The sequence below is a fragment of the Aeribacillus composti genome (genome assembly GCF_007827555.1).
Lineage (GTDB): Bacteria > Bacillota > Bacilli > Bacillales > Aeribacillaceae > Aeribacillus > Aeribacillus composti.
The window spans coordinates 13668-29579 of sequence record NZ_VISS01000041.1 but is presented as its reverse complement, the minus strand read 5'-3'; the positions used below and the strand labels follow the sequence as shown (position 1 = coordinate 29579).

General features: G+C 38.0%; 14 protein-coding genes. 5 read left to right on the top strand and 9 right to left on the bottom strand.

The window, feature by feature from the left end; all coding sequences use genetic code 11:
• Positions 1–225: 225 nt before the first annotated feature.
• From FB379_RS16930 to FB379_RS16920, 3 genes are read right to left on the bottom strand one after another with little or no spacing between them, the layout of a single operon-like run.
• Positions 226–1116, bottom strand: a complete 891-nt coding sequence (locus FB379_RS16930; protein ID WP_063389381.1) for a glycine betaine ABC transporter substrate-binding protein — start codon at positions 1114–1116, stop codon at positions 226–228.
• A 50-nt stretch (positions 1117–1166) separates the two neighbouring features.
• Positions 1167–2027, bottom strand: coding sequence for an ABC transporter permease (locus FB379_RS16925; protein ID WP_277874813.1), 861 nt, complete (start codon positions 2025–2027; stop codon positions 1167–1169).
• A complete protein-coding gene (locus tag FB379_RS16920; protein ID WP_063389382.1) occupies positions 2017–3219 on the bottom strand; it encodes a quaternary amine ABC transporter ATP-binding protein in 1203 nt (400 codons plus the stop codon). Before FB379_RS16920 ends, FB379_RS16925 begins: the two co-directional genes overlap by 11 nt.
• 373 nt (positions 3220–3592) lie before the next feature.
• On the opposite strand from FB379_RS16920, the gene FB379_RS16915 reads away from it, so the two are divergent.
• From FB379_RS16915 to ku, 3 genes are all read left to right on the top strand, one after another.
• Positions 3593–3787, top strand: coding sequence for an alpha/beta-type small acid-soluble spore protein (locus FB379_RS16915; RefSeq protein ID WP_063389383.1), 195 nt, complete (start codon positions 3593–3595; stop codon positions 3785–3787).
• Positions 3788–3962: 175 nt separating this feature from the next.
• The gene (locus tag FB379_RS16910) at positions 3963–4130 is read left to right on the top strand and encodes a twin-arginine translocase TatA/TatE family subunit (RefSeq protein WP_063389384.1); all 168 of its coding nucleotides are present in this window, start codon (positions 3963–3965) and stop codon (positions 4128–4130) included.
• A gap of 165 nt (positions 4131–4295) precedes the next feature.
• Positions 4296–5138, top strand: a complete 843-nt coding sequence (gene ku, locus FB379_RS16905) for a non-homologous end joining protein Ku (protein WP_066250830.1) — start codon at positions 4296–4298, stop codon at positions 5136–5138.
• Here ku and FB379_RS16900 read toward each other — a convergent pair.
• Positions 5135–5662: a D-glycero-alpha-D-manno-heptose-1,7-bisphosphate 7-phosphatase gene (locus FB379_RS16900; protein WP_063389386.1), complete on the bottom strand. Its 528-nt coding sequence runs from the start codon at positions 5660–5662 to the stop codon at positions 5135–5137. The genes ku and FB379_RS16900 overlap by 4 nt on opposite strands.
• A gap of 33 nt (positions 5663–5695) precedes the next feature.
• Here FB379_RS16900 and FB379_RS16895 point away from each other — a divergent pair, with 33 nt between their 5' ends.
• Together FB379_RS16895 and FB379_RS16890 are read left to right on the top strand one after the other, a co-directional pair.
• Complete coding sequence (locus FB379_RS16895; protein ID WP_144598474.1) at positions 5696–7495, top strand: DNA ligase D; 1800 nt, start codon at positions 5696–5698, stop codon at positions 7493–7495.
• A gap of 75 nt (positions 7496–7570) precedes the next feature.
• Complete coding sequence (locus FB379_RS16890; RefSeq protein ID WP_063389388.1) at positions 7571–7669, top strand: YjcZ family sporulation protein; 99 nt, start codon at positions 7571–7573, stop codon at positions 7667–7669.
• A gap of 133 nt (positions 7670–7802) precedes the next feature.
• Here the strand turns inward: FB379_RS16890 and FB379_RS16885 are convergent, their stop codons facing one another.
• From FB379_RS16885 to FB379_RS16865, 5 genes are all read right to left on the bottom strand, one after another.
• A complete protein-coding gene (locus FB379_RS16885; RefSeq protein ID WP_144598473.1) occupies positions 7803–9455 on the bottom strand; it encodes a bifunctional diguanylate cyclase/phosphodiesterase in 1653 nt (550 codons plus the stop codon).
• Positions 9456–9549: 94 nt separating this feature from the next.
• Positions 9550–10011, bottom strand: coding sequence for a MarR family winged helix-turn-helix transcriptional regulator (locus tag FB379_RS16880; protein ID WP_063389390.1), 462 nt, complete (start codon positions 10009–10011; stop codon positions 9550–9552).
• 210 nt (positions 10012–10221) lie between these two features.
• Entirely contained in the window at positions 10222–11949 is a 1728-nt protein-coding gene (locus FB379_RS16875; protein ID WP_144598472.1) for a methyl-accepting chemotaxis protein, read from the bottom strand.
• A 430-nt stretch (positions 11950–12379) separates the two neighbouring features.
• On the bottom strand, positions 12380–13735 hold the full coding sequence (locus FB379_RS16870) for an aspartate kinase (protein ID WP_066250843.1): 1356 nt from the start codon (positions 13733–13735) through the stop codon (positions 12380–12382).
• A gap of 470 nt (positions 13736–14205) precedes the next feature.
• A complete protein-coding gene (locus FB379_RS16865) occupies positions 14206–15498 on the bottom strand; it encodes a hemolysin family protein (protein ID WP_144598471.1) in 1293 nt (430 codons plus the stop codon).
• Positions 15499–15912: the final 414 nt, after the last annotated feature.

The window sequence follows — 15912 nt, the reverse complement described above, 5'->3', positions numbered from 1 at the left end:
ATTTTGGAAGGAAGGGGTCCCCCTTCCTTCCAAAATAAAATCTATATTAACCAAATTATTTAATAAAAAATACTTGACTAGAGGTAAGAAGGGGGTGTCTAATAAGTCGTTTTTACGGCTTATAGACGCCCCCATTAATGTGTTAGAAACGTTGATATATCGGTGTTTATGATTTTTTGTTTTCAATGGAGATTTGACTTTCTGTACAGCCCCTCTTAAAATAGATCATTCCACACCTTTTGTCCATTCTGCCACTTTACCTTGATTTGCTTCGACCCAATCTTCTGCTGCTTTAGCAGGATCACTGCCTTCTGAAATTTCCAACATGACTTGTTCAATATCTTCAGCAGTCCATGAGAATTGATCCAAAATTTTATATGCTTTCGGCATATCTTCTTTTAATCCCTTTCGAACGATTGTGGATATATGTTCTTCTTTCCCAAAGGAGCCTTTCGGATCTTCCAAAAATTTTAAGTCATATGCAGCAAATTTCCAATGCGGGGACCAGCCTGTAACGACAATTGGTTCTTTATTTTTATAAGCTTCCCCTAAAGCCGTTGCCATAGCTCCGCTTGAAGATGTTTGGACTTGCCAGCCTTTTAGGCTTTCATATGTTTTAACAGCGTTTTCCGCTGATTTTACAACGCCCGCTCCAGGTTCAATGCCTGTAATCGTTTTGTTTAATTTGCCAGCATATTGATCGAGCTCTTCAATTGATTGAATGTCCATATATTTCGGAACGACGAGCCCGATTTTTGCACCCTCCAAGTTTGGACCTAAATCCTCCAGCTGATCTTTATATTCTTCATATAAATCTCCGTGAGTAGCCGGCAGCCAGGCGGCAACCATGCCGTCTGCCTCACCTTTTGCAACAGATTCCCACATAACGGCATTATCAACAGGTGTAATGTCCACATCGAATCCTTGATCTTCTAAAACTTTTTTGATGACATGGGCGGAGGCGACTTCCGTATCCCATTCCACGTAAACCAATTTTATTTTTCCTTCATCTGCCGCCCCGCCTTCAGATCCCCCGTTTGATCCGCAGCCAGCCACTAAAAGCGACAAGGAAATTCCAACAACAAGTCCTAGGCGTTTCCAAATTCGTTTAAACATAAATATCAAAACTCCTTTTTAATTTTTCAATTCGAAAAGAGACCAACTTGCTATACATGATCATGCTTCTTGTTCATGCTTTGAGTGAAGCGGTCGATAATGATGGCTAATATGACAATACCGATACCTGCAACAAATCCGGGACCAATTTGAGCGCGCTGCAAAGCGGATAACACGTTTCTTCCAAGACCAGGCGCTCCAATCATCGAGGCAATGACAACCATTGATAATGCCAGCATGACGGTTTGATTGATTCCGGCCATAATTGTAGCTCTCGCCATCGGCAGTTCTACTTTAAATAGTTTTTGAACTGCTGTGCTACCGAATGCATCAGAAGCTTCAATCAATTCTTTCGGCACCTGGCGAATTCCTAAATTCGTAAAACGAACGGTAGGAGGTGTCGCGAAAATTAATGATGCAAACACTCCCGGCACCATGCCGATGCCAAAAAAAGCAACGGCAGGTATTAAGTAGACAAATGCAGGCATCGTTTGCATAAAATCCAAGATAGGAGTAATCATTGCTTCCGCTGTTCTGCTTTTAGACATTAAAATACCTATTGGAATACCGATGATGACGGATAATAAACTTGCGATCAAAACTAAAGTAAATGTATTTATTAAATGATCCCAAAGCTCTTGGTTGTAAATAAACCAAAGGCCGACGATGGAAAATGCCGGCAGGCCAAACCTTTTTCCGCTTATAAAAAAGGCAATAACGGCAACGATCAATATGACTAGAACAGGCGGCACAGCCCCCAACAAATCCGCCACATATTCCATTAAATCCTCAAAATATTTTTTTAACGGATCAAACAAAAACGAAAAAGAATTTGTCACCCAGTCCGTAAATTGTTTGATCTTTTCCGCAACTGGAATTTTCGGAACAAAATCCAACACATTATTCAGCACTGTTTGTGCTCACCTCGCTTTCACCTGCAAGAGCCGCGATGACTGACCCGCGAACGATAATCCCTATTAATTTTTCCTTTTCGACTACTGCTACTGGTATCGGCGAGTCGTGGATGACCGTAAAAATATCATACATTGGTGTGTCCTTTTCAACCTTCGGAACATTTGTCCGCAATATTTCTTCAATATCACGAACATCTTTTTTTCTTGCTTCTGATGCATCATCAGCTGTTACATAACCTTTTAAATTCCGTTTGCTGTCAACAACGAAAATGGTGGATATCCCTTCTTCTCTCATTCTTTCCAATGCAACACGCGGTCCATGCTTTTCAATATTGATCGTTTCGGGCCGTTTCATAATATGCTGCGCCGTCAATATTTTCGATCTGTCTACATCTTCAACGAATTTTTCGACATAGTCGTTTGCCGGATTCATTAAAATCTCTTCGGGCGTACCGATTTGCACAATCGATCCGTCTTTCATTAAGGCAATCCGGTCTCCAAGCCGCAAAGCTTCATCTAAATCATGTGTAATAAATATAATGGTTTTCTTCATCGTCCCTTGAAGATCGAGCAATTCATCCTGCATTTCTTTTCGGATAAGCGGATCCAAGGCTGAAAAGGCCTCATCCATCAACAGCACTTCAGGATCATTTGCCAATGCTCTCGCAAGTCCTACGCGCTGCTGCATTCCGCCTGACAGCTGATTAGGCTTTTGCTCCAAATATTGTCCTAATCCGACCATTTCAAGCGCTTTGATTGCCTTCTCCCTTCGTTCTTCTTTTGGGACCTTTTGAATTTCAAGTCCGAATTCTGCATTTTCTAAAACCGTTCGGTGCGGAAATAGGGCAAATCGTTGAAAAACCATGCTGATTTTTTTTCTCCGCACCTCTCGCAATGATTTTTTATCCATTTTTGATAAATTGTCCCCATCGATAAAAATGCTTCCTTTAGTCGGTTCAATCAACCGGTTGAGCAATCTTATCAATGTTGATTTGCCGCTTCCAGACAACCCCATAATGACGAAAATTTCTCCAGCCTCAACGGAAAAGGAAGCGCGATTCACTCCCACTGTATGTCCGGTTTTTTGTAAAATTTCATGCTTTGAAAATCCTTCATCTAGTAGCTTCAATGCTTGAGCGGGGTTTTTACCAAAAATTTTTGTTAAATTTTTCACCTCAATGATCGGCATTTTTCCACCCCTTTTTCTAAAATTCAATATTTTCAAAATAATACGCCGATAAAATTGTCATACTAAGCTTTAATAGCTCATAATAAAAATATGTAAACCCGAACGATTCGTTGCTTTATAAGTATAACTAATTTTTCTTGATGGACACAAACGCGGTATATAGCGGATATCTCTTATATTTAATGGTCAGTTTGTACTGAATAGTTTTTTTATATAGTTTTCTTACATTTCCTTTTATATGCTGGTAAATTCATACCAATATCAACATTTTACGGTCAACTACATTGTTTATTTTTAACCAACAAGTTCCACACATCAGATCACTTCTTTTTTGCAAACTATGCGTAAACAGGCAAAAAGGAGTTGAATTCGAATGGCAAGGCGAAATCAATTAATTGTTCCAGGAGTTGAACAAGCTCTTGAACAATTTAAAATGGAAATCGCGCAAGAGTTTGGTGTCCACCTTGGTTCAAATACTACCTCACGCGCAAACGGATCTGTTGGCGGAGAAATGACAAAGCGTTTAATTGCACAAGCTCAGGCTGATTTTAGCGGAAAACAGCCTTAAAATAGACTTTTGTAAATAATACAAACATTTTATCCTTTCCCATGTTCGTCCAAATGCTTCATTTTTCATATTGTTTAGGGTAAAATGATGTTGGATGATGTTTCATAAGTTTTATTTGTTCATGTTCCGATTGCATAACGGCATGAAATGGAACATTTTTTAGGAGGAATAGAACATGGGAATTGGTTGGACAGAATTTATTTTAATCATTTTCGTTGCACTTTTGCTTTTTGGACCGAGCAAGCTTCCGGAGCTTGGAAAAGCAGCAGGAAAAACGTTGCGGGAATTCAAGCTGGCTACAAAAGGAATTCTTGACGAAGAAGAAAAAAATGAAAAAAAATAATTGGTTCAACCGTAAAATCGGCAAATTGCCGATTTTTTCTTTTTTCGGAATTTGTATGAACCGGTTTTCGAGTATGTAACTTACATTTTTTAACACAAATCATTCTGATCCTTTTGCAAAAAATAAAGAGAAAGAAAAGGTAACTTACGGAAAGGCGGAATGAATATGCATACAATGTGGAAAGGTTCCATATCCTTCGGGCTCGTCAACATCCCGGTCAAACTGTTTTCTGCTACAGAAGACAAGGATATGAAATTTCGTCAGCTTCACAAAAAATGCCATACCCCAATTCAATACGCAAAACGTTGTCCAAACTGCGACGAAGAAGTTGGCAACGATGACATTGTGAAAGGGTTCGAATATGTACAAGGCAAATTCATTATTTTAACAGATGAGGAATTAGCAGCTCTGAAGGAAGAAAATGAAGACAAAACGGTTGAAATCGTCGATTTCGTGAATTTGCCGGAAATTGATCCGATTTATTTTAACCGGTCATATTATATCGGTCCAGGCGAAAACGGACAAAAAGTGTATGCATTGCTTCGTGAAGCATTGAAACAATCAGGGAAGATTGGAATTGGAAAGATTTCAATGCGCTCTAAACAACAATTGGCTGTCATCCGGACATATGAGGACGTCATTTTAATGGAAACGATTCATTATCCAGATGAAGTGCGAAACGCCCGTGACGTTCCCGGGGTTCCTCAAAATACCAATATTGAAAAAAAAGAGCTGGACGCTGCCATGCTGCTTATCGATCAGCTGACAACAACGTTCCAACCGGAGAAATATCAAGATGAATACCGTTTGCGGATTCAAGAAAAAATTGAAGAAAAAGTACAGCAAAACGAAACAAAAACGGCTGAACCGTCTCCAAAAAAGAACGTAGTCGATTTAATGAGTGCGCTTGAGGCAAGCATCGAACGCTCAAAATCATTAAATAAAAAGGGAGAAGAAAAAAGCGGAGCAGCAGGCAAAAAAACGAAAACGACCCGCAAAAAAGCCTAGCTTTGCCGGACAATAAAGCGGGCGGCCGACAGCAAATCCGGAAAATGAAAATCAGCTATTTTTTCTTGATGGCGGCTGCCTACTAATATCGTTTTAGCTCCTGCAGCCTTTCCGGCAGCGATATCCACTTCACGATCGCCAATCATATAACTGTTCTCTATATTGATGTTATATTTCTTTGCCAAATCAACAATCATCTTCGGCTCCGGCTTACGGCAGGCGCAGCCTTCTTTCGGCGCGTGGGGACAATAGGCAACCTCTTTAATCGTTCCGCCTTTTTTTTCAATTTCACGAACCATTTTTTCATGGATTTTGTGGAGCATTTTTTCTGACATGTATCCTAATCCGATTCCGCCCTGATTTGTGACAACGAAAACGTCAAAATTGGATCTGTTCAAAAGCGCAACAGCTTCAGCTGCTCCTTTTAACAAATAAAAATCTTCAGGCTTATTTACGAAACGGACACGATTGGTCATCACTTCATTTACAACGCCGTCTCTGTCTAAAAAAACTGCATTTTTCACAAATCTATCCTCCAATCTTTAAGGGTGAACACTATGCAACCGATGATGCCGACATTATCTTTCCATATTCCGGAAGGGGAGCAATGGCTATATGAGCCAAAATATGATGGTTTTCGCACGATATTGCAAGCGGACGAAGATCGTATTTCTCTCATGAGCCGAAATGGAAACGATTTATCCCCATCGTTCCCGGAAATTAAACATTTTATCGAAAAACAAATAGAAAAATGGCGTCCTTTTTTTCCGCTTGTTTTGGACGGAGAGCTTGTTATGCTCAAAACAGCTTTTTCTGCTGATGTTGCCTCTTTAAAAAGAAAATGGAAAAGAAAAAGCGATGAAACGACCGAAGCATATCAGCTTCTCGTTTTCGATATACTTTTGCTGCAAGGAGAGGATATAACAAAAAAACCCCTTTCCAACCGAAAAGAACTACTATCCTCCGTATTTCAACAACTCGGTTTACCGTTGCATGTTAGTCCAGAGAATCCGGTCCCGATCCAAATGATTCAAGCATATCATCAGTTTTCCCAATTATGGGAAAAAATTGTCCAGCATGAAGGAGAAGGCGTTGTTTGCAAACATATGTTAAGCACATATGAGAACAAGAAAAGAACATCACAATGGCTGAAAATCAAAAACTTTAAAGAAGCGCTCTTTTTTGTCACTGGATTTGATTCAAACAACGGCTACATGCATATTTCTGTTCATCATAAAGGAACAATTGTGCAAGCCGGCGTTTTTTCTCACGGTATGCCTGACAACCAAAAACAAGCGTTGTTGGAGATTATAAAAAAGAAAGGAAAAAAGGAAAACCATCTATATACTATAGAGCCGGCCATTTGCATGAAAGTACGGTTTCTTTCCATTGACGGCGGCAGTTTAAGAGAACCTTCTTTCCATTCCTTTGCATTGGAACATGATTGGACAGACTGCACTTTTTTGCAGCTGAAAATGGCTGAAGCCAATGTCAAAGATATGGCTGTCACACATATTGAAAAACCTCTTTGGCCGAAACACGATATACAAAAACAAGATTTTTTGCTTTATTTATTGGAAATTTCCGATTATATGCTTCCATTTTTAAAAGACCGCCCCTTAACGGTGATCCGCTATCCGCACGGTTTGTTGGGAGAAGCATTTTTTCAAAAAAATTGTCCTGATTATGCCCCGGAATTTATTCAGACAAAAACAATCGACGGGATTCATTATATCATTTGCAATGACAAAAAAACGCTTATGTGGCTTGGCAACCAGCTCGCAATTGAATTTCATATCCCCTTTAATACGTGGAAGGAAAAACAGCCGGCAGAAATTGTATTTGATTTAGATCCGCCGTCGAAAAACGAATTTCATTTGGCTGTTTATGCTGCAAACAAGCTGAAGGAATGTTTAGATCGGTTTGAGATTGCCTCCTTTCCAAAGCTTTCCGGAAACAAAGGAATTCAAGTTCATATTCCGATCGGCACCAACATTTTCTCATATGAGGAAACGAGGCGGTTTACGTCTTTTTTCGCTAATTATTTAGCAGAACAGCATCCGAACGAATTTACGATTGAACGCTTGAAGAAAAACCGGGGCAGCCGCCTTTATATTGACTTTTTACAGCATGCAGAGGGAAAAACGATCATTTCACCTTATTCCGTCAGAGGAAACGAAAATGGAACGGTTGCCGCTCCGCTTCATTGGAATGAAGTCAATGAACAGCTTGATGCTGAATCTTTTACAATGGACTACTGCATCAACAGGGTAAAATCAGGTATTTGTCCAATGAAACATTATTTTTCCATCGATCAGCATGAAAAAATTAAAGCCATCGTCGAGCATTTATTATGAAAACCGCCTATACAACTTGAGCTTCTTCAGCATAGTTTATAACTGAAATAAAACATTTCACAAGGAGGTTTTCATATGTCTGGAGTATCTGGAGGATACGGCGGAGGCTTTGCGTTAATCGTCGTTCTGTTCATTCTTCTCATTATTGTCGGAGCATCTTGGTGGGGATGGTAAATATTACATTTCGGCTTTTTCAAAAAAGCCAGAGCTAATTCGTTCGTTGAAACCGGCAAAATTGCCGGTTTCACCTGTTAAAAGCAGAATGTTTTTTTAAGAGCAATCAATCGAAATCCGACGATCAAGATTTTCAAATGAACAATTGCTTTTTCTTTTCAGGCCAATTTTGCAAAAGTTGGAATGCTTCATCAGATGAAACAGGCTTGCTGAAATAAAAACCTTGCATTTGAAAACAATGGTGGCGATTCAGAAAAAATACTTGTTCTTTTTTTTCGACGCCTTCCGCTACGATGGAAAGCTTCAAATTTTGCGCTAGAGCAATGATCGTTTTTACAACGACATTATGGTCGTGCTCTAAATAAATGTTTTGGATAAAAGAACGGTCAATTTTAATTTTATCCAGCTTCAGCTTCGTTAAATAGCTGAGCGAACTATAGCCTGTTCCGAAATCATCGATGCTCAAACCTATATTTAGTTTCTTTAACTTGCGGATGATTTCCAAAAACCATTCAAAATTGTACATTGGGACGGTTTCGGTAAATTCAAGCTCAAAGCATTCAGGCGGAATTTCATACATCGTCAAGTAATCCGTAATCATTTTCACAACATCATGCTGGTAAAATTGTTTAATAGATAAATTGACACTGATTTTCAAGTCACAGAAGCCCTTATCTCTCCATTCCTTTAATTGCTGGCAAGCTTTTTCCATGCTCCATTTGCCGATTTCTACGATAAGCCCTGTATCTTCCGCAATCGGTATAAATTCTGAAGGGGGAATCATCCCAAGCTCTTTATGTTTCCATCTGAGCAGCACTTCAAAGCCGGTAATTTTTTTTTCTTTTGTATCGACGATCGGTTGATAATATAAACATAAATCTCTTTTTTTCACAGCTTTGTAAAGCTCATTTTCTATAAAAATTCTTCGTTCGATCGATTTGCTGTTATGATTATTAAATTGGGCAATGCGCTCGTTTTTTTCTTTCCCCATTTTGATAGCAATTTCACTATTTTTAATTAAAGTTTTCGGCGTTCTTCCATGAACCGGGTAAAACACGATGCCAATGCTATAATCGTAATAAATTTCCAAATCGTTGATGACAAGTATATCTTCCAGCTTATTGATACGATGCACAATATCACGAATCATCTCATCTTTATTTACAACATTGTAAACAATAACTAAAAACTCGTCATTTGACAGACGACCTATAAAGTATGTATCGGGAAAAATATTTCTTAACTGCCTTGCAAATGACTTAATCACTTCATTACTAATATCTTTCCCAAAAATTTCGTTTATGTATTTATAGCGGTTAATTTGAAACTTCACAACTGCAGCAGGATTTTTTTCTGTTTGGCATAAATACTCTAAACGGTTGAAAGTAGCTTGTTCATTTGGCAGCTTTGTCAAATCGTCAAATTGCGTTAAATATTGAATCTTCTCATCCGCTTCCTTTACTTTTGAAATATCTCTTATAATCAGCGCATAACCATAAAAAAAATTATTGCTATATAAAGGAAGGCATAAGATGGACGAAGGCGTTTCCTCAACAACTGCCTCAAAAGTTGCAGGTTCGCCGGTTATCCTCACCTGTTCAAAAAGATGCTGAATCTCTTTTCTGGATGAAGTATGAAAAAAATGATAAATCGAACCTTTCTTTTGCAAAAAATGCGCAGCCATTCGGTTGCCTTCCTTGACCAATCCGCTTGGATCACAAAAAACGATCATATCAGGGTGAAATTGAAAAATGAGGTCATAAAATTGTTGAAAAAGGCGATCCATTATTTTAACACTTCCTCAACTATGGGTTCTCATTTTTTATATCGGTATAAACATAGCTTTATTCAATAATTACATAGAATTTCATTCATAAAAATTATCGAAACAGCACACTATTGCTGGAGTCTGCAGCTTTTTTTAACAGTTCGATCAATTGCACTTGTTCTTCTTCGGATAGGCCGGAAAAAACTCTCGCCATCCTTAAGGCGCGGATCGGATATATTTCATCAAAATATTGGCGCCCCTTCTCCGATAAATTTGCATAAACTGACCGTTTATCTTTCGGATTTTTTTCCCGATAAATCCATCCGTTTTTTTCAAGCTTGTCAATAACATAAGTTACATTACCGCTGACAAGCAATAGTTTTGACCCGATTTGCTGAAGTTTTTGCGGACCCTTTATGTACAGAAGCTCCAATACAGCATATTCGGTTGGATTCAAACCATGCTCCTTGCTGTCTCGATTGGCGTGATCCGAAACGTTTTTATACGCTTTTGCAAGCGTATGAAACAAGTTTAAAGCCCTCTCCATTTCTTCTTGAGTATAGGAAAAAAACATTTCCAATCCCCTTTTCCTTTTTTTATTTTATAATGCTCATTTTAATGGAAAAAACAGTTTATGTAAACGCTGTCATTTTAAAAGTGTGCTCTACCAAACAGTCAGTCAAAATCTTTTCTTATCAAAAAAAATAAAAGCGTGCAGCAAGATGCTTGCACGCTTTACAGTCCATTCATCCTTTTATTTTGTCATACGGTTCGTAAAAATTGATTATTGAACTTGAAACCTTTTCACTAAAGATTGCAAATCTCCAGCCAGATTTGACATGGATTCGGCATGTGAAGCAATGGTTGCCGCTGACTCATTTGCTGTTGCTGCTGAAGCTGATGTTTGTTCAATACCTGCAGCCGCCTCTTCCGAAATCGATGCGATGTTGGAAATCGAATCATTAATCGATTCGCTCGTTGATAACATGTTAGTTAAATCATTTTGAGCATTGTTGATTCTTTCGGAAATTTCTTTAATCGTTTCTTTAATTTGTTGAAATGCGGCACTCGTTTCGTTCATTGAATCCATTCCCGATTCTACTTGTTGAAATCCTAATTCAAAGCTTTTCGTCACTTTATTCGTCTCGCTATGGACTTCTTCCACGATTTTTTGAATATCCACAACGGAACTGGAAACTTGTTCAGCCAATTTTCTGACCTCGTCTGCAACTACTGCAAATCCTTTTCCATGTTCCCCCGCTCGAGCCGCTTCAATCGCTGCATTTAGCGCGAGCAAATTTGTTTGATCAGCTATAGATTGAATAACTTCAACGAGTTTGGAAATTTGTTTTGAGCGTTCATCAAGTTTTTTAATTTTTTTCATATTGCTTTGCATGCCTGTAAACATATAATCAAAAAGTTTTTTCGATTGATTCATCAGCTTGCTGCCATTGTCCGTCAACTCCAGCACTTCTCTCGATTTATCAAACATTTCTTTTCCATTCCTATGTATTTGATAAATCTTATCCATGTACATACCCATTGCTTCAGAAAGCTCTGAGGCAGAATTAGCTTGCGATTCTGCTCCAGCCGACAGCTCTTGCATTGTCGCAGCGATTTGGTTGCTTCCTTCTTTTAGCTCTTTAGAGGAAGAAAGCAAATCGCTGCTTTGTTTTGACATAGTATCTGAAGCATGATGAATGTCTTGCACGATCTTTCGAAGCTGATTCCCCATTTCGTTGACAGCTTCCATCAATTCGCCGATTTCATCCTTCGACTTTATTGATAACGGTTCCAATATTAGATTTCCCTTAGATATTTGCTCCATTTGGCCGGCGATTTTGATCAAAGGATTTGTAATGGAACGAGCCATTTTAAAGGACATGATGAAACCGATTAAAAGTATGGAGGCCAAAACAGCTAATATGATGATGATAGATAGATTGCTAAGTTGAATCATATTATTTCCGCTTTTGATTACATCGTTTTGTCGATCTGACGTCACTTTTTCAAATTCTTGAATAATCGTTTCCCCAAGCGGTTGTACACTTTCTTTCATTTGCTTTAAAGCATCATTCTTTTTCCCCATATCATAGTCGAATAAAACCTCATGTCGGACAAGCAATTCCCATTGGTGGCATTTCGCAACTAAATCCTTCATTTGCTGTGAAGAATTCAATTTCAATAACTGCTTTTGAATCTCGCTGCTCTGTTTTGCCAATTCTTCGTATTTTTGACGAATGTCTCGGTCCCCATATAGAAGAAACTGGTTTATTAATGAAATGCGTTCTGCAATATTGTATCGCATTTTCTCGTTTTGGATCAGTCCTTCTACATCTTCCTTCATGATGCTTTCCGTATGATTTGTTAAATTTTTTAATACCCCAAAATTAATAACGGCCATTAAACATGTTAGCAGCATTAATATTCCAAAGCTTCTGAGCAGCCTTCTTCTCAATCCGCCTTGCTTTTTGGAAGTAGTGATCCTTGTCACTGTTTTATTCTTTTTCATATGATCTACGATCCCCTTCCCAAACCCCTTTTTTATTTATATCGGTGCAAAATTCATCATTTTTAAAGAATAGTAAAATCGACCTAGTTTCATCATCAATGCTTCAGACGACTAGCTTTTTAAGAGGCATACGACCGTTTAAGAATGTCAACCATAACTTTTTCTGCAAAATCTTTTTTAATCCATCTGAAACCGCATATGTAAAGCCGCCATATGTTTTTCAATAAATAGACTGCCCTTTTAGAAAGCAAAAAGTAAAATCGCTCGTTTTTGAAATGGAGAATGAACTTGCTATTTTCAAAGAAAAAGCCACTCATTCATCAGAAAAAAAGTCCCGGATCTCCATAAATGTCTTACCTGTTCCAACAAAAAAAACAGCCTGCAGACAGAAAATACATTTTGTCTGCAGGCGTGGACAATTTTGATTAAGTTATTTAGTCCCAAAAAACTCTTCATATAACGCTTTTACAGCTTTCTTTTCATCCGTTCCTTTTACGCCAAACATCATGCTCACTTCTGATGACCCTTGATTGATCATTTCAAGGTTCACACCGCTGTTTGCAAGCGCTGTTGCAGCTCTGGCCATCGTTCCGACATTTTTCCGCATTCCTTCGCCAACAATCATGATTACCGCTAAATCATAAGCAACTTCTATATTATCGACTTCCAGTTCCTTTTTGATCCGCTCTACAACTTTCCGTTCTGTTTCCGAATCAAACTGGTCCTGGCGCAAAATGACAGAAATGTCATCAATTCCAGAAGGTGTATGTTCATATGACAGCCCAAAATCTTCTAAAATTTGCAACAATCTTCGGCCAAAACCGATTTCTCTGTTCATTAAATATTTATTGACATAAATGCTGCAAAAACCGGTATCACTAGCGATACCTACGACAGGGCCGTTAGAATCTGTTCGTTCATGTACAATTTTTGTACCAGGAGCCGATGGATTATTGGTGTTTTTAATATTTACCGGGATTCCTGCACGGAATGCCGGAATAAGTGCTTCGTCATGAAATACTGCAAAGCCAGCGTAAGATAACTCACGCATTTCTTTATATGTAAGCTCCCGAATTTCTTTTGGATTTTCAACAAAATTTGGATTTACAGAATAGACCGCATCTACGTCCGTAAAGTTTTCATATATTTCCGCTCCGACCCCGTTGGCCAAAATAGAACCGGTTATATCGGAACCGCCACGTGAAAAGGTGACGAGCTTTCCGTCTTTTGAATAGCCGAAAAATCCAGGAAAAATCAGAATTCCTGAGCGATCACGAAGCTTTTTTAAATTTTCATAGGCTTCCGGAAGCACTTGTGCATTGCCTGGTTCATCGCTCACAATAAGCCCTGCTTCTTTAGGATTCACATAATGGGCTTCAACTCCGCGCGATTGAAAATACGCAGTGATCAGTTTTGCATTATTATCTTCACCGCTGGCCTTCACCGCATCCATAAAACGGGCAGGATTTGATTTGTCCCCATGTAAAATTTCTTGCAAATCAGCAGAAATTCGATCAATAATATCATTAGATAATCCTAATTCTTTAGCAATTTCAACATATCTGTTCACAACAGCTTCATATGTTTCCTTTACGCTGCCATTGTTCAAATATTCTTCCCCGCACTTTATTAATAAGTCGGTCACTTTCACATCTTCTTTAAATCTTTTGCCAGGAGCCGAAACAACGACAATTTTTCTTTTCGGATCAGATGTGACGATGTCGAACACTTTTTTAATTTGTTGTCCTGATGCAACGGACGTTCCACCAAATTTTACAACTTTCATATTTACTACAACCCCTACCAATAATCTAGCAAAATTTTAAAATTTTATAAATCTTATTATCTCTTTTATACATCATTGTTGCAAGCTTTTTTTCCATTATAGCATTGAACCATGTCAAAAAAATTTTACAATACAATACCCTTTCCGAATACATGTAAACAAATAAAGTTGTGATGCTTTACCGCTTTTTATGCTTTGGCAGATAAGATTCACTTTTTATACACCCTTTAATTATGATATTCGAGCTCCTTATCCCTATTCATTAGCAGGAATGCCATCCGTATATATAGACGGCAATGAGGAAAGATTCCAAATTGCCCAAACTCGTACACAATCGAGCAAGCGTTCCTGTAATTGATCATGAAATTTTTCTTGCGTTTTATCATAAAATTGATGAGCCATTCGAATGCAAAAAACCGACCTCCTCCTTTATATAAGAGAAGATCGGTACACATCTAAGTTATTTTACATTACTTTCTTTCAGCAATTTCAACTGTTTTGACATGAAACCCATCCATGTCTAAAATTTTAAATGAATATTGATCAAAATCAATTTCATCTCCAACTTTCGCATCCATTTTCTGTGTCAAAATCCATCCGCCGATCGTGTCAACATCGGTTTCTTTAATCTGGAGACCAAAAATATCATTTACTTCCTCTATCAAAACTTTTCCATCCACAACTGTTTTGGAATCATTAATTTTCTTAATTTGCGGTACTTCATCAGCATCAAATTCATCGCGAATTTCCCCAACGATTTCTTCCAAAATATCTTCGACTGTTACTAAACCTGCTGTACCGCCATATTCATCAATCAAAATGGCCATATGGATGCGTTCCATTTGCATTTTGACTAACAGATCATGGATAGGGATCGTTTCAATAACATGAATGACTGGCCGAACATATTCGCTGACAGTTTTCTCTTCATCAATTCCTTTGACATAATCGGCGAGTACTTCTTTCATGTTCACAATTCCGATCATATTGTCTTTATCGCCATTAAATACGGGATAGCGCGTGTAATGCTCCTCCATCACAATGGGAATGCAATCTTTTAATTTCATGTCTTTATCAAAAGCGACAATTTCTGTTCTTGGAACCATGATTTCTTTAGCAATTCGATTGTCAAACTCAAAAATATTGTTGACATATTTATATTCAGATTGGTTTATTTCACCGCTCTTATAGCTTTCGGACAAAATAATGCGAAGCTCCTCCTCTGAGTGGGCAATGTCATGCTCCTTAGCTGGTTGTAATCCAAATAATCCTGTCAGCAATCGAGCGGATCCATTTAACGTTTTGATAAACGGTTTCATGATTTTGTCAAAAAGAATGAGCGGGCGGGCAAACCTTAATGTAATTTTTTCCGCCATTTGAATCGCGAAAGTTTTTGGCGCTAATTCCCCAACAACTACATGCAAAAATGTAACTACTGAAAACGCTACAACAAAGGATAATAAGGCTGTTACCGATTCAGGCAGGTTGAAGTATTCAAAAACTGGATGCAATAAATGTTCGACCGTCGGTTCGCCAATCCAGCCTAATCCTAATGCAGTAATCGTAATCCCTAGCTGACAAGCTGATAAATATTCATCTAAATTAGCGATCACCTTTTTAGCTGCAATCGCTTTTTTATTTCCTTCCATCACCAGCTGATCAATTCTAGAAGTACGGACTTTCACGATTGCGAATTCAGAAGCAACAAAAAATGCTGTAAGAGCAATTAAAAGCGCCACAAGCACTAAATTCAATATTTCCAAATATTCTCCTTACTGGTTAAAATCAGTAAGGAATACACCTCCTATTTTCTGTTCTTATTATTCTTTTCTATAGAAAAATTATATGATAAATGAAAAATGAACAGAAGCACCTTTACGAGTTTGACACTTTGTTTTGACAACTTTTTCATCACGTTTTTGTGCGCAACAAAGTAAAACTCACGCTGTTTTAGCTGTTTATGAATCATTTTCATTATTATGAAAAATTTTCCATATAAGCAAAATGATATTCTTTACTTACGTCTTAACCAGCCAATTTACAATGAATTTCTTGCATTGATTGCTTCCATTGATCAGCTGGAAAGTTTAGAATTTGTCTTTTTTATGAACAGCCAGCCTTTCATTTTTGACAATACTGTTTTATTTTTTTAAGAAAATTTCTTATGTTTTCCATTT

Coding starts and splice junctions, on each gene's coding strand:
- ku (WP_066250830.1), top strand. CDS start 4,296: ATGCATACAATGTGGAAAGGTTCCATATCCTTCGGGCTCGTCAACATC.
- FB379_RS16890 (WP_063389388.1), top strand. CDS start 7,571: ATGTCTGGAGTATCTGGAGGATACGGCGGAGGCTTTGCGTTAATCGTC.
- FB379_RS16870 (WP_066250843.1), bottom strand. CDS start 13,735: ATGAAAGTTGTAAAATTTGGTGGAACGTCCGTTGCATCAGGACAACAA.
- FB379_RS16930 (WP_063389381.1), bottom strand. CDS start 1,116: ATGTTTAAACGAATTTGGAAACGCCTAGGACTTGTTGTTGGAATTTCC.
- FB379_RS16895 (WP_144598474.1), top strand. CDS start 5,696: ATGCAACCGATGATGCCGACATTATCTTTCCATATTCCGGAAGGGGAG.
- FB379_RS16875 (WP_144598472.1), bottom strand. CDS start 11,949: ATGAAAAAGAATAAAACAGTGACAAGGATCACTACTTCCAAAAAGCAA.
- FB379_RS16915 (WP_063389383.1), top strand. CDS start 3,593: ATGGCAAGGCGAAATCAATTAATTGTTCCAGGAGTTGAACAAGCTCTT.
- FB379_RS16920 (WP_063389382.1), bottom strand. CDS start 3,219: ATGCCGATCATTGAGGTGAAAAATTTAACAAAAATTTTTGGTAAAAAC.
- FB379_RS16880 (WP_063389390.1), bottom strand. CDS start 10,011: ATGTTTTTTTCCTATACTCAAGAAGAAATGGAGAGGGCTTTAAACTTG.
- FB379_RS16910 (WP_063389384.1), top strand. CDS start 3,963: ATGGGAATTGGTTGGACAGAATTTATTTTAATCATTTTCGTTGCACTT.
- FB379_RS16885 (WP_144598473.1), bottom strand. CDS start 9,455: ATGGATCGCCTTTTTCAACAATTTTATGACCTCATTTTTCAATTTCAC.